This is a genomic window from Hansschlegelia sp. (genome assembly GCF_035538955.1).
Taxonomy (GTDB): domain Bacteria; phylum Pseudomonadota; class Alphaproteobacteria; order Rhizobiales; family Methylopilaceae; genus Methylopila.
Genome location: NZ_DATLJK010000014.1, coordinates 231,960 through 245,711, shown reverse-complemented (window position 1 = coordinate 245,711; position 13,752 = coordinate 231,960). Strand labels below are relative to the sequence as shown.

Genomic DNA, 13,752 nt, shown 5'->3' with positions numbered 1-13,752 from the left:
AGCCTTCCGGCAGCGATCAGCTCACGTTACGGCTTCGCGATCGCTCGGTTCAGCGGCTTTCGTCGCGCTCTCGATGACCATGCCGTCGAACGCAACGTCGACCGATGGCGGCAGGCTCGCCTTGAGCGTCGCGTAATCGAGGTCCGTATGCAGGTTCGTGAGGACGGCGCGGCGCGGCTTCAGCCGTTCGATCCAGCCAAGCGCGTCACTGACTGAGAAATGGCTCGGATGCGGCGTGTACCGGAGCGCGTCGACGATCCAGACGTCGAGGTCCTCGAGATATGTCTCCGCCCACTTCGGGATCTCGTTGACGTCTGGCGTGTAAGCCACGTCTCCAAAACGGAATCCAAGCGCCCGCTCGCGTCCATGGACCAGCGCGATCGGCAGCGCCTCGAGCTCGCCGCCGGGGCCGCTGATGCTCGCCGGCCGGCCGATATGTAGACGGCGCTCGTTCAGGATCGGCGGGTAGTCGCTGCCGGGCGGCGTGGCGAAGACGTAGCCGAAGCGGCTGTTCAGAAAGCCCGACATCTGTTCGTCGCACCAGATGTCGACGCGCCCTCGGGCATGGATGGCGAGCGGCCTGAGGTCGTCGATGCCATGGGTGTGGTCGGCGTGCTCATGGGTGTAGAGCACGCCATCGACGCGCTCCACCCGGGCGTCGATCAGCTGCTCGCGCAGGTCGGCGCCGGTGTCCACGACGGCCCGCGTGACGCCGTGCGGCCCCAGGCGCTCCACCATGATCGAGCAGCGCCTGCGCCGGTTCCGCGGCTCGTTCGGGTCGCAGGCGCCCCAGCCGCTGGCCACGCGCGGGACGCCGCCGGAGGAGCCGCAGCCAAGGATCGTGACGCGCAGCCTCACGCGGCCGCCGAGTCTTTCGAGCTCACCAGAGCGTTCCTGTCTGTCTTACTGAAAAGACGGAAGAAATTGTCGGTTGTGATGCGTCGCGTCTCGTCTTCGGTCCAGCCGCGCGTCCTGGCCAGAACGCCCGCCGTGCGCGCGGTGTAGGCCGGCTCGTTGCGTTTGCCGCGGAACGGGTCCGGAGCGAGGTATGGCGCGTCGGTCTCGACGAGCAGCCTGTCGGCCGGGACCTCCGCGGCGATGGCGCGAAGCTCGTCGGATTTCTTGAACGTCAGGATTCCGGAGAACGACACGTAGAGACCGAGCGCCACGCCGCGCCGCGCAAGCTCCGCGCCGGACGAAAAGCAGTGCAGGACCGCCGGGAAGGGCCCCTTCCCCGCCTCGTCCTCCAGAACCTCAATCATGCGCTCGTCCGCCGCCCGTGAATGGATCACCAGCGGCAGTCCTGTCTCACGCGCCGCCGCGATGTGAACTCGAAAACCCTGCTCCTGAGCTTCCGGCGGGCTGGTGTCGTAATGGAAGTCCAGACCGGCTTCGCCGAAGCCGACGATCTTTGGGTGTCGGGCCAGCCGGATCAGATCGTCCGCGGTGACGTCGAGTTCTTCGTGCGCATTCTGCGGATGCGTGCCGACCGTGCCGAAGACGTTCGGATAGCGTTCGATGAGCGCGAGAATGCGGTCGAACTGCCGAACGCGCGTCGAGATCGTGACCATCAAGCCGACGCCGGCGTCGATCGCACGGGCCACCACGGCGTCGCGCTCAGGAGCGAAGTCCTCGAAGTCGAGATGGCAGTGGCTGTCGACCAAAGCGGTCATGACGCCGCCTCCGCCGGAGCCTCGACATAGCGCGGGAAGACCGCCTGCGGCGCCGGCAGCGCGGCGCCTGCAGCCAGCCGGCCGCCTTCTCCGAGCGAGGCGAACAGGCGCCTCTCGGGTGAAACGCCGAGCAGGTCGAGCAGCTTTGCGGCCGATTGCGGCATGAAGGGCTGCGCCAGGACGGCGACCTGCCGCACCACTTCGAGCGTGACGTAGAGCACCGTCGCCATCCGCTCCGGGTCCGTCTTCTTCAGCGCCCAAGGCTCCTGGCCCGCGAAATAGCGGTTGGCGTCCGCCACGACGGCCCAGATGGTCGCCAACGCATTGTGCAGAGCGAGGTCGTCGAAGGCTGCGCGCACTTTGCCGCGGAGCGCGTCCGCCGCGGAGAGCAGGGTCTGGTCCGCCTCAGCGAAGGCACTCGGCGAGGGCGCCCTTCCCTCGCAGTTCCGCGCCACCATGGAGAGCGAGCGCTGCGCGAGATTGCCGAGGTCGTTGGCGAGGTCTGCGTTGATGCGGCCGACGATCGCTTCGTGGCTGTAGCTGCCGTCCTGCCCGAACGGCACTTCGCGGAGCAGGAAGTAGCGGACCTGATCCGCGCCATAGCCGTCCGCAAGCGCGAAGGGGTCGACGACGTTGCCGACCGACTTCGACATCTTCTCCCCGCGATTGTAGAGGAAGCCATGCGCGAACACGCGCTTGGGCAGCGGCAGCCCGGCCGACATCAGGAACGCCGGCCAGAACACCGTGTGGAAGCGGATGATGTCTTTGCCGATGACGTGCAGATTGGCCGGCCAGTAGCGCTCAAAGCTCGCCATATCGTCGGGAAAGCCGCAGCCGGTGATGTAGTTCGTGAGCGCGTCGACCCAGACATACATGACATGCTTGGGGTCGCCCGGAACCGGCACGCCCCAGTTGAAGGTGGTGCGGCTGATCGACAGGTCCGAAAGACCCCTTTTGACGAAGGCGAGCACCTCGTTGCGCCGCGCCTCCGGCCCGACAAAGCCGGGCTGCTCCTCGTAGAGCTTGAGGAGCCTCTCCTGGTAGGCGGACAGGCGAAAGAAGTAGCTCTCCTCGACGACCCACTCCACCAGCGCGCCGGTCGGCGCCTTCCGGCTGCCGTCCTCGGCGAGAACGGTTTCACTCTCGTCGAAATAGGCTTCGTCCCGAACCGAATACCAACCCTCATACTTGCCGAGATAAATGTCGCCGGCCGCAGCCATGCGCCGCCAGAGCTCCTGGCTCGCCGCGTAGTGGTCACGATCCGTGGTCCGGATGAAGCGGTCGAAGGAGACGCCGTAGCGCTCGTCCATCTCGCGGAACCGGCCCGCGTTGCGGGTCGCCCACTCGAGCGGCGTCACGCCCTCGCGCGCTGCCGTCTGGGCCATCTTGAGCCCATGCTCGTCGGTGCCCGTCAAGAAGCGCACGTCGCGGCCGTCGAGACGGTGGAAGCGGGCGATCGCGTCGGTCGCGACCGCCTCGTAGAGGTGGCCGATATGCGGCGCGCCGTTCGGGTAGGCGATGGCGGTGGTGACGTAGAAAGGCGGTTTGGCGTCCGACATTCCGGGCTCGGGTCTCGCCGGGCCGCCGTCAGCGGCGCGCGAGGCCGGCGAGCTCGGTCAGCGTCTCTAGGACGAAGGGCCGCCGGTCGAGGTTGAACACCTCGATATCGTGGGCCGAACGGGCGGTTTTCTCCCACAGCTCCGCAAAGCGCGCAAGGCGCGGTTCCCGCAGTGCGGCGCCGGCGGACACGCGGGCGTGCAGCCAATCGCCCACCAGCGTGACGAACAGCGCAAAGCGAGCCTCGGCCCCGCGGCGCGCGACGTCCTCCGCGAGCGCATGCGCCGCCCTCACATCGACGGCGGGCAGACGATCCAGCAGGCCTGTCACCATGTTGCGGAGCGCGGCGCCGTCGCTTGCAAGCAGAGACAAGGCGCGCGCCACGCTGCCCTCCGAAAGCTCGGCGGCTGTCGCAAGCGCCTCAGCCTCGTGCTCCTCGGCGACCTCAGGAAGGCCTTTCAGCACTTCGAGCGTCTCCGCTTGGCGCAGCGGCGAAAGCCGCAGAGAGCGGCAGCGCGAGCGCACCGGCGCCGGAAGCGCCCGCGGAGCCGCGCTGAGCAGCAGAAACAGCGCGCGCGGCGGCGGCTCCTCCAGGGCCTTGAGAAGCGCGTTCGCGGCCGCGCCGTTCATGTCGTCCGCCGTGTCGACGACACAGACGCGCCAGCCGCCCTCGCCTGCGGTCGAGCCGAAGAACGAGCCGGTGCGCCGGACATCGTCGACCCGGATCTCGGCGAAGAACGTTTTCCGGTCCGCGTTCCAGCCGCGCCGCAGCACCAGCAGATCCGGGTGCGACAGCCGCGCCAGCCTGCGGGCCGCGGGGTGATCTTCTGCAACCGCCAGGTCCTGCGCGGTCTGGACGGCCGCATCGGCCGGATCCGGATGGGCGAGGACGAAGCGCGCCAACCGATAGGCCAGCGTCGCCTTGCCGACGCCTTCCGGCCCCGAGATCAGCCAGGCGTGGTGCATCCGGTCCGAGCGGTACGCGGAAAGCAGCGCCTGCTCGGCTGCGGCGTGGCCCACCAGACGAAGCGTTTCGCGCGGCGGAGGACAGCCTTCGCGCCGGTCGGATTCCGGCGTCCCCTCCGAGGGGATGCTCATGCCGGCGCCATAGCGGCGGTCAGATCGAACCGGCGCGTGACGATGTCCCAGACGCGGGCCTCGACCTCCTCCTCTGCGCCGGTCGCATCCACCAGGACGCAGCGCCGCGGCTCATGCCGGCAGATGTCGATGAAGGCCCGCCTCAACCGATCGTGGAATGCGGCGCCCTCCGCCTCGAACCGGTCGCGTTGGGCCCCGTCCCCGGCGCGCGCCCCGGCGCGTCCGAGCCCGAGCTCGACGGGCGCGTCCAGAATCAGCGTCAGATCCGGCACGCAGTCGCCTGCCGCGACGCGTTCAAGCGCTGAGATCACGCCCAAGTCGATATCGCCCAACGCGCCCTGATACGCACGCGTCGAGTCGATGAAGCGGTCGCACAGCACCCAGGCGCCCCGTCCGAGCGCCGGCCGGATCACGCGGTCGACGTGATCGGCCCGGGCCGAAGCGAGCAGCACAGTCTCCGCCATCGGACCAAACGGCTTCGCCCGGCCCGACAGCAGCACCTCGCGCAGATGCTCGGCGCGCGGCGACCCGCCGGGCTCGCGCGTGGTCAAGACCTCATGGCCGGACGCCTGAAGCCGCGCCGCCAAGCGGCGCATCTGGGTCGATTTGCCGACCCCTTCCCCGCCCTCGAAAGTGACGAAGCGCCCCATCAGATCCGGGCGACGATCTTGTCGAACCAGCCGCTCACGAGTTCAAGCGCGCCGTCAAAGGCGCGTCGGCTCATATCGCCCGCCGGCACGTCTTCAGCGGCGACAAGGGCGGTCTCGACCGTCAACGTGTCTCCGCGCCAAACTCTGAGCGTGCCGATCCGCGCGCCCTTCGCGATCGGCGCCAGGACCGGTCCGTCATAGCTGACCCGCGCAACCACCCGCGTCTGATCACCCTTTGGGGTGAGCAGCTCAACGGCGCGACTGGCGACGAGCGGCACATACAGGGCCGCGCCGCCAAAGACCCGGGCCTCGGCGATCTGCTCGTCAGCCGGGAACAGCTCGCGCTGTTCGAAGGCGGTGAATCCCCAATCGAGCAGCTTGCGGGCTTCCTGGGCGCGGTCCTTTGCGGTTTCGAGTCCGTTGAGCACGAGGATCAGGCGCCTGCCGTCGCGCTCGACCGAACCGACCAGGCCGAAGCCGGAGTCCTGCGTGTACCCGGTCTTGAGCCCGTCCGCGCCCTGGTAGTCGGCGAGCAGCGGGTTTCGGTTGCGCTGAGTGATCTTGTTCCAGGTGAACTCCGGCTCGGCGAAGATCCGGTATTCATCCGGATAGGTCTCGATGATGTGCAGCGCCAGCCGCGCGATGTCGCGCGCCGTCATCTTCTGCTCGGGGTCGGGCAGCCCGGTTGCGTTGCGGAAAGTCGACCGCGTGAGCCCGAGTTCCTGGGCGCGGCGGTTCATCATCTCGGCGAAGGCGGGCTCTGAGCCTGCAAGCGCCACCGCCAGCGTGATCGCCGCGTCGCCGCCGGACTGGACGATCATTCCGCGCAGCAGATCCGGCAGCGGAACCTCGGAATTGAGCTTGGCGAACATCGTCGAGCCGCGCGAGGGGGCGCCGCCCCGCCGCCAGGCGTCCTCGGTGATCTTGAAGCTGTCCTCGGGCTTCAGACGTCCTTCATGGATCGCCTTGAAGACGAGCTCGAGCGTCATCAGCGTGGCCATGCTGGCCGGAGCAGCGGGCAGGTCCGCCTGTCTGGCGAACAGCGTCGAACCCGCGCCGACGTCGTAAAGATAGGCGATCGGCGCGGCGGTGGGGCCTGCGGGCGCTGCAGCCAGTGTCGCGCGCGGAAGGATGGCCGCCAGGAAAACGAGGCCGAAGAGACTCGCGCGGCGCGCTGCGCCGGCGGAAAGGAACCCGATCATCGCGACGCTACGCCTCTCCTCAGGCGCAGAGGATAGGCCGCGTCAGGTCAGCGCACAATCGAGGATGCGGTTCAGAGTTAGCGGAAGGAAGCGTATGCGCTGGCGAGGCCGGGCTGCGGAGCCTCGGCCGCGGAAGCGAACGCGGCCGATCCGAAGCTGTCGAAGGTCGCGGCGATCCGGGAGGCCACTTGGCCGTTGGCGACCGGCTCGGCAGCCGGCTCAGGCGTCGTCTCCGCGCCGATCGTCTTGCGCAGATCAGGCGCGGAGCTCGCGAGCACCGGCTCCGCCGGACGCACGACGCGCTTGGTCGAAGCAACCTTCGTCGGCGCGGAGGCGGGCGCCTGCGGTTCGGCCTTGGCGATCGAGGCCGGAACCGGGGCCGGCTGGGGCGCAGCGGCGACAGGGGCTGCAGCGAGAGTGACGGTCGCCGCCTGGTCGGTCGCCGCAGGCTTCTCCGCCGACGCATAGGCGAGCGGCGCCGGCGCAGGAACCGGAGCCGTCGCGGCCGGCGCCGGGGTGACGCTCGCCACCAGCGTCTCCGCCGGCTGGCGCACCTCGGAGGCGAGCTCAGAGTCGGTCACGGGCTTGAGCGAAGCCATCTGCACCCCTTCTGGCGCGCGGGGACGGCCGAACTCCTGATAGGTGGCGAGGAGCTTTTCGTCGTCGCGGCCCGAGAGAGGCGCCAGCCCGATGTAGTCGAGCTTGACATTGCCGACGCCGTCGCCGCGGAAGCCGAGCACGTCGGCCGCGCGGCGCGAGACGTCGATCATGCGGCCTTTATGATAGGGGCCCCGGTCGTTCACCCGCACCACGATGGAGCGGCCGTTCTTGACGTTCGTCACCCGGACGTAGGACGGCAGCGGCAGGTTCGGATGAGCCGCCGTGAAGCCTCTGAGATCGAACGTTTCTCCATTGGCCGTCCGGCGCCCCTGGAACGCGGAGCCGTACCAGGAAGCCAGCCCGACCTGCGGTCGCTTCCGGGGCGCCGCCGCTTTTTCGGCCAAAACGTAACGCTTTGCGCCGGGCGCGCGCGTCGCGTTGGCGACCGCCGCCACCTGCTCGGATGAAGCTTCTGCGGTCAGTGCGGCAGGCTCGACAGAGGCGGTTGCCGTTCGGTTCTGAGCCGAGCAGCCGGCGAGCAGACTCGCCAGCGCGGCGAGCCCTGCTGCGGAGGAGAGAGAAAGACGCTTTGTCGATGCGGTGCGCGAACTTGCGGGAAAGCTATGACGCTTCGTGTGAAGCCGTTCCGCCGCAGCGTTCATGCCGTTCTTCCCCGTTTGACGCGGGGAGATTGCACGCGTCGGGCCTGTGTATCAAGCCCGCACGGCCAAGCCAAAACCCAAGCGGGTTCCGGCGTATCCCCCCGAATCAGACCGGCGCATGTGTCCGCGCCGTCACGCTTCGTTGACAAAATGGTCGCGCAATTGCGGCGGGAATGGGGCGTGGCAAGAAAGCCTCAACCACGTTCCTTAACCGGCCGTGAGAAACTTGCGGAGACTTCGCATGGACGAGCCGTCGGCGCGACGGCTTGCGGCTCGCCCAATGGAAACGCTAAATGTCCGCGGCGCTTCGGCGACCGCGGAAGGGTGGCCGAGCGGTTTAAGGCAGCGGTCTTGAAAACCGCCGTGCGGGCAACCGTACCGTGGGTTCGAATCCCACCCCTTCCGCCACTTCCCACAAGGCTTCGCATCGTCCCCCGCGCTCTCCCGAGAGGAGGAGCGCGTGCGCGACCATTGCTTCAGCGTGCGCGCAGCGGAGATCGTCTGACCAACCGGCGCCTCGTCGCCTGAACGAAAAAGAGCCCGGACGCGCCAGCGCCCGGGCTCTTCATTTCGAGTAGACGAAAAGCTTACCAGCCGAACTTGTAGGCGACGCCGGCCATCACGCGATGCTCGTCATAGTCGGCCCGGCCGCGGCCGCCGCCGGCGCGGAACGTGTCCTTGCCGTAGTCGGCGTAACGGTAGTCGGCCCGGACCGAGACATTGTCGGTCGCGGCGTACTCAAGGCCGCCGCCGACCGTCCAGCCGACCGCCGTCTTGCTGTCCTTGCCGAAGCCCGCGACGCGAACCTTGCGGTCCGCATAGGCGAGACCGCCGGCGCCGTAGACCAGGAAGTGGTCGAACGCGTAGCCGACGCGGGCGCGGGTCGCGCCGTTCCAGCGGGTCGTGGCCTTCACGCCGCCCGACTTGTCGTCGATGTCGGCATAGTTGAGGTCGGTCTCGACACCCACCACGACCGGCGAATTGTCGAACTGGTAGTTGTAGCCCGCGTAGCCGCCGAGGACGAAGCCCTTCGGCTTGACGCCCGGAATGTTGGTGTCGCCCCAGCTGTAGCCGCCCTGGACGCCGACATAGGGTCCGGTCCAGCTGAAGGACGGCACCACCGGAGCCGCCACTGCGGGAGCCGGCTCGTAAGCCGGAAGATCGGCCGCGAACGCAGCCGACGCGAAGGTCAGCGCCGCCACAGAGGCCGCGCCGAGAACGATATTGCGGATCATTTTTTACCCAATCACCAGTTTGAACGCGAACCCCCGACGGCGGCGCGCGGTGATGGCTAAATGACCTCCTCGCGCGTCGTTGTCGACAGCCATTCTGGTCTTCCTGGCGGCGTGAGGATTTTCTGCAACTGATCTCCCGCGAATGCCTCGGGATTGCGACATCTACTAGCCGCAGAGCCGCCTTTTCGCCGCCACATATTCTGACGAAAGCCGCCGCACGAGTGAATCAACTGCCGGCGCGTCGTCGATCGCGCCGAGGCCTTGCCCCGCGCCCCAGATGTCGCGCCAAGCCTTGGCGGATGTCGCGAAGTCCATGCGGCTCTTGTCGCGGGGGGCGAGATGCTCCGGATCAAGGCCGGCCGCCGCGATCGAGGACCTCAGGTAGTTGCCGGCGACGCCGGTAAAGAACGGCGTGTAGACGATGTCGGCGGCGGCGCCGTCGATCAGCATCTGCTTGTAGCGAAGATCCGCGTCGGCTTCGGCCGTGGCGATGAACCGGGTGCCGATATAGGCGAGGTCAGCGCCGAGCGCCTGCGCGGCGAGAATCGCAGCCCCGCTCGCGATGGCGCCCGAGAGAGCGATCGGCCCGTCATAGAAGGCGCGGACCTCCTGGAGCAACGCGAACGGGCTCAACGCGCCGGCGTGGCCGCCTGCGCCTGCGCAAACGAGGATCAGACCGTCCACTCCCGCCGCCACGGCTTTCTCGGCGTGCCGCACCGAGATCACGTCATGCAGTACGATCCCGCCCCAGCCGTGAACCGCCGCCACCACCTCGTCCGGCGGCCTGAGCGACGTGATGACGATCGGCGCGCGATGCGCCTCGCAAACCCGCATGTCGTCCGCCAGCCGGGCGTTGGACGCATGGACGATCTGGTTGACGGCGTAGGGCGCGACCGGCAGCTCAGGATTGGCCGCGGCGAATTCGGAAAGCTCTCGCTCGATCCGCGTAAGCCAGGAATCAAGCATCTGGGCGGGACGCGCGTTCAGCGCCGGGAATGCGCCGACCACGCCGGCCTTGCATTGCGCGATCACGAGGTCCGGCCCGGACACGATGAACATCGGCGCGCCGATGACTGGCAGCGCAAGCCTGCCCCGCAAGATGTCGGGAAGCGGCATCGCCGGACCCGGCCCGCTTACTCGGCCGCGATCGCGGGTCCCGTCCGTGTGGCGGCTCGCGCAGCGCGGAGCTTCTCGAAATCCTCGCCGGCATGGTGCGAAGAGCGCGTCAACGGGCTGGCGGCGACCATCAGGAAACCCTTCGCATAGGCGATCGTCTCATAGGAGGCGAACTCGTCGGGGGGAACGAAGCGCTCGACCCGGTGGTGGCGTCGCGTTGGCTGGAGATATTGGCCGATCGTGAGGAAGTCGACTTCGGCCGAACGCAGATCGTCCATCAGCTGGAGCACCTCGTTCCGCTCCTCGCCGAGGCCGACCATGATGCCGGACTTGGTGAAGATCGTCGGGTCGAGCTCCTTGGCGCGCTGGAGCAGCCGGAGCGAATGGAAGTAGCGCGCACCGGGCCGGACCGTCAGATAAAGCGACGGCACGCATTCGAGATTGTGGTTGAACACGTCCGGGCGCGCCTCGACGACGATCTCGAGCGCCCCCGCCTTCCGCAGGAAATCCGGGGTCAGCACCTCGATGGTCGTGCCCGGACTCGCGGACCGGATCGCTCCGATCACCTCGGCGAAATGGCGCGCGCCGCCGTCCGGAAGGTCGTCCCGGTCGACCGACGTGATCACGACATGATGGAGGCCGAGTTTCGCTACGGCATCCGCCACCCGATCCGGCTCCGCCGCATCGACGGCTTCCGGCATTCCGGTCCGCACATTGCAGAACGCACAGGCGCGCGTGCACGTGTCGCCGAGGATCATGAAGGTCGCGTGCTTCTTCGACCAGCACTCGCCGATGTTCGGGCAACCCGCCTCTTCGCAGACCGTGACAAGCTTGTTCGCCCGCACCACGTCCTGCGTCTCGCGGTAAATCGGTGAGGTCGGCGCGCGAACCCTGATCCAGGCCGGCTTGCGCAGCGCCTCGCTTTCCGGGCGGTTGGCCTTCTCCGGGTGGCGGGGGCGCGGGGCGCCGCTGGTGCGGTCGAGCACCGTGACCATGGCTCGCTGCGTGTCCTGCTCGCCGCTCACGGCGGCAAAGAAAAAGGGAGAGCCGACGCTCGCCCGCTCTCCCTCAAACCTAGGCCATCACGAGGGCGCCGTCGATGCGCCCGGCGGCGCGACGACGCGCGCCAGACCTCCGCAAAACGCCGGTCAGGCGGTCCGTCCGCGAACCATCCGCCAGATCCAGATCAACAGGCACGCTCCGATCACGGCGATGACGGACTGCCAGATCCAGCCCTCGGGCGGGATTACGCCGAGCATCTTGAGGATGGCGTTCAGGACCAGCGCACCCACGATGCCGAGGATGATGTTCATCATCACCCCCATGTCGGATTTCATGATCTGTTCCGCGATCCAGCCGGCGATGCCGCCGAGAATGATCGCCATAATCCAGCCGACGCCTTCCATGAAGCAGACTCCCCTGCATGTTCCACCGGAAGGAAACCGGGTTGAGGCAGGAGGGTTCCGCTCCTGTGCGGAAAAACCCGTATCTCAGGTGTGTATCACCCGGCCATAGGCGTCGAGGACGCTCTCGTGCATCATCTCGGAGAGCGTCGGATGCGGAAACACCGCATGCATCAGCTCTTCTTCCGTCGTCTCCAGATTCATGGCGATGACGAAGCCCTGGATGAGTTCGGTCACTTCCGCGCCGACCATGTGGGCCCCCAGCAGTTCGCCCGTCTCGGCGTCGAAGATCGTCTTGACCAGGCCTTCGGGCTCACCGAGCGCGATCGCCTTGCCGTTGCCGCTGAACGGGAAGCGGCCGACCTTGATCTTGCGTCCCTTCTCCTTGGCGCTCTTCTCGGTCAATCCCACCGAGGCGACCTGCGGGTTGCAGTAGGTGCATCCAGGAATCCTGGCCTTGTCCATCGGATGGACCGGCAGCCCTTTGATGCCCTCGACGCAGATGACGCCCTCATGCTCGGCCTTGTGGGCGAGCATCGGCGGCCCTGCGACGTCGCCGATGGCGAAGATCCCCTTCACGCTGGTGCGGCCGAGCCCGTCGGTCACGATGATCCCGCGCTCGGTCTTCACGCCGAGCGCCTCCAGGCCGAGATTCTCGATGTTGCCGACAACGCCCACGGCTGAGATCACGCGTTCGGCCTTGATCGTCTCGGTCTTGCCGCCGCCGAGCTCGACCGTCGCCGTCACCTCGTTCGTGCCCTTGTCGAGCTTGGCGACCTTCGCGCCGGTCAGAATACGGACGCCCTGCTTCTCAAAACGCTTGCGGGCGTGGGCGGCGATCTCTTCGTCCTCGACCGGCAGGATCTGCGGCAGCACCTCGACGACCGTCACCTCCGCGCCCATGGTGCGGTAGAAGCTGGCGAACTCGATCCCGATCGCGCCGGAGCCGATCACCAGCAGCGACTTCGGCATGACGTCCGGAACCATGGCCTCAAAATAGGTCCAGACGAGTTTCCCGTCGGGTTCGAGGCCCGGCAAAGCGCGTGGCCGGGCGCCGGTCGACACGATGATGTTCTTCGCCTGATAGGTCCCCTCCCCGAACGCGCCCTTCGGCGCCGGCGCCGGCGGGCCCTGCACGGATTTCTTCGGCGGAACGACCCTGACCTCGCCGGGCCTGACGATCGTCGCCTCGCCCCAGATGACGTCGATCTTGTTCTTCTTCATCAGGAAGCCGACGCCGCCGTTGAGCTGGGCGGAGACGCCGCGCGAACGCTTGACGACGGCGGCGATGTCGAAGCCGATCTTTTCCGCGGTCAGCCCGTAAGCGTCGGGGTGCTGGAAGTAGTGATAGATCTCCGCCGAGCGCAGCAGCGCCTTGGTCGGAATACAGCCCCAGTTCAGACAGATGCCGCCCAGGTGCTCGCGCTCCACCACCGCCGTTCGGAAGCCCAGCTGAGCGGAACGAATGGCCGCCACATAGCCGCCGGGCCCGCCGCCGATGATGAGCACGTCGTAGGGTTCAGCCATGGCTTCGCGCCGCCTGTCGGTTCTCTGCGAGGATCCCTGTGGGGCCTCTCCGGTTGACCAAAATGCGCGCCGCTTCGGCGACGCAGGACTCGAAGACCCTCAGATCGGTCAGCGGCAGCGCCGGCCCCGGCTCGCCGCGGACGAAAATGCCGCCCGAGGAGCGAACCGCCTCCGACAGCATCAGGTTCTCAGGGAGACCGAAATCCTCGACCGCCAGTCCGTCGGTGTGGAACGGTCGCCCGGAGCCGACCGCCTCTGACGGGTTCTGCAAGACTCTGTCGCGCAGAACGCGCGGATCATTCGAGTAGCCGAAGACCGGCTTCCCCATGGCGAAGGCGACGCCAACCTCGAACGCCACGCCGATGTCTCCGCTCGGGCCGCGAAACGGCGTGAGGTTGGCCACGACGACGTCGCAAGCCTCGACCATCCGCAGGTTCCCGGCGAACAGCGAGGCGGGGGACGGCGATGGTTCCGGCGTGAGGTCGTTCTCGCAAGGATCGAGCCCTTCGAACCCATAGCGCCGGCAGATCGCCTTCTTCCGCGCCGCCAAGGCCGACGGATCCGGCAGGAAGACCTCTGGCCCGGCGAGATAGGCCTTCATCATTACACGTACTGCGCGACGCCGTCGCCGAAGGACCAGTTCTCCTTCTTCACCTCAACGAGGTTGATGACGACGTTGTTCGGCTTCACGCCTGCGCTCATCTCGAGCCGCTCGGCGATGTTGCGGTAGAGCGCCTGCTTCATCTCGGTCGAACGACCTTCGTTCGCGGTGATCTGCACGATCACCAGATCATCGTCATGAGCGACGTCGAGATAGCTCGCTGCGTAGACGAACTCGGATTTGTCATGCTCGTGGATCACCACGAATTTGTCGTTCTCCGGCACGTTGAAAGCTTCCCGCAGCGCCTCGTAGACGCTCTCCGCCATCGCGCGCTTGTGCGCCTCGTTGCGGCCTTTGAGGAGCGAGATGCGGACCAGAGGCATTGGTTTTCCTTGCCGTGAGGATCTGCGATGCGGCGCCGTTTCTTC

General features: G+C 67.5%; 14 protein-coding genes and 1 tRNA gene. 1 reads left to right on the top strand and 14 read right to left on the bottom strand.

What is annotated here, in order from left to right:
- Positions 1–21 precede the first annotated feature (21 nt).
- The 7 genes from VM780_RS10620 to VM780_RS10590 all read right to left on the bottom strand — a co-directional run bounded on the left by VM780_RS10620 (position 22) and on the right by VM780_RS10590 (position 7,235).
- Positions 22–858, bottom strand: coding sequence for an MBL fold metallo-hydrolase (locus VM780_RS10620; protein WP_325447243.1), 837 nt, complete (start codon positions 856–858; stop codon positions 22–24).
- Positions 855–1,673 carry a TatD family hydrolase gene (locus VM780_RS10615; protein ID WP_325447242.1) on the bottom strand — a complete coding sequence of 273 codons (819 nt, stop codon included), beginning with the start codon at positions 1,671–1,673 and terminating at the stop codon, positions 855–857. The genes VM780_RS10620 and VM780_RS10615 overlap by 4 nt, the downstream gene beginning before the upstream one ends.
- A complete protein-coding gene (metG, locus tag VM780_RS10610) occupies positions 1,670–3,232 on the bottom strand; it encodes a methionine--tRNA ligase (RefSeq protein ID WP_325447241.1) in 1,563 nt (520 codons plus the stop codon). The genes VM780_RS10615 and metG overlap by 4 nt, the downstream gene beginning before the upstream one ends.
- Positions 3,233–3,260: 28 nt before the next feature.
- Positions 3,261–4,328 carry a DNA polymerase III subunit delta' gene (locus VM780_RS10605; RefSeq protein WP_325447240.1) on the bottom strand — a complete coding sequence of 356 codons (1,068 nt, stop codon included), beginning with the start codon at positions 4,326–4,328 and terminating at the stop codon, positions 3,261–3,263.
- Positions 4,325–4,978, bottom strand: a complete 654-nt coding sequence (gene tmk / locus VM780_RS10600; protein ID WP_325447239.1) for a dTMP kinase — start codon at positions 4,976–4,978, stop codon at positions 4,325–4,327. The genes VM780_RS10605 and tmk overlap by 4 nt, the downstream gene beginning before the upstream one ends.
- A complete protein-coding gene (locus VM780_RS10595; RefSeq protein WP_325447238.1) occupies positions 4,978–6,180 on the bottom strand; it encodes a D-alanyl-D-alanine carboxypeptidase family protein in 1,203 nt (400 codons plus the stop codon). The genes tmk and VM780_RS10595 overlap by 1 nt, the downstream gene beginning before the upstream one ends.
- 77 nt (positions 6,181–6,257) lie before the next feature.
- Entirely contained in the window at positions 6,258–7,235 is a 978-nt protein-coding gene (locus VM780_RS10590; protein ID WP_325447237.1) for a septal ring lytic transglycosylase RlpA family protein, read from the bottom strand.
- Between the two features lie 525 nt (positions 7,236–7,760).
- On the opposite strand from VM780_RS10590, the gene VM780_RS10585 reads away from it, so the two are divergent.
- Positions 7,761–7,850 (top strand) — tRNA-Ser (locus tag VM780_RS10585).
- Positions 7,851–8,029: 179 nt separating this feature from the next.
- Here the strand turns inward: VM780_RS10585 and VM780_RS10580 are convergent.
- The 7 genes from VM780_RS10580 to VM780_RS10550 form a co-directional block, all read right to left on the bottom strand.
- Complete coding sequence (locus tag VM780_RS10580; protein WP_325447236.1) at positions 8,030–8,677, bottom strand: outer membrane protein; 648 nt, start codon at positions 8,675–8,677, stop codon at positions 8,030–8,032.
- A gap of 165 nt (positions 8,678–8,842) precedes the next feature.
- Positions 8,843–9,793: a nitronate monooxygenase family protein gene (locus VM780_RS10575; protein ID WP_325447235.1), complete on the bottom strand. Its 951-nt coding sequence runs from the start codon at positions 9,791–9,793 to the stop codon at positions 8,843–8,845.
- Positions 9,794–9,810: 17 nt separating this feature from the next.
- Entirely contained in the window at positions 9,811–10,788 is a 978-nt protein-coding gene (gene lipA, locus VM780_RS10570) for a lipoyl synthase (RefSeq protein WP_325447234.1), read from the bottom strand.
- A 153-nt stretch (positions 10,789–10,941) separates the two neighbouring features.
- The gene (locus tag VM780_RS10565; protein WP_325447233.1) at positions 10,942–11,199 is read right to left on the bottom strand and encodes a GlsB/YeaQ/YmgE family stress response membrane protein; all 258 of its coding nucleotides are present in this window, start codon (positions 11,197–11,199) and stop codon (positions 10,942–10,944) included.
- 84 nt (positions 11,200–11,283) lie between these two features.
- Entirely contained in the window at positions 11,284–12,723 is a 1,440-nt protein-coding gene (lpdA, locus tag VM780_RS10560; RefSeq protein WP_325447232.1) for a dihydrolipoyl dehydrogenase, read from the bottom strand.
- Entirely contained in the window at positions 12,716–13,327 is a 612-nt protein-coding gene (locus tag VM780_RS10555; RefSeq protein WP_325447231.1) for a nucleoside 2-deoxyribosyltransferase, read from the bottom strand. The genes lpdA and VM780_RS10555 overlap by 8 nt, the downstream gene beginning before the upstream one ends.
- Entirely contained in the window at positions 13,327–13,707 is a 381-nt protein-coding gene (locus tag VM780_RS10550; RefSeq protein ID WP_325447230.1) for a tautomerase family protein, read from the bottom strand. The genes VM780_RS10555 and VM780_RS10550 overlap by 1 nt, the downstream gene beginning before the upstream one ends.
- Positions 13,708–13,752: the final 45 nt, after the last annotated feature.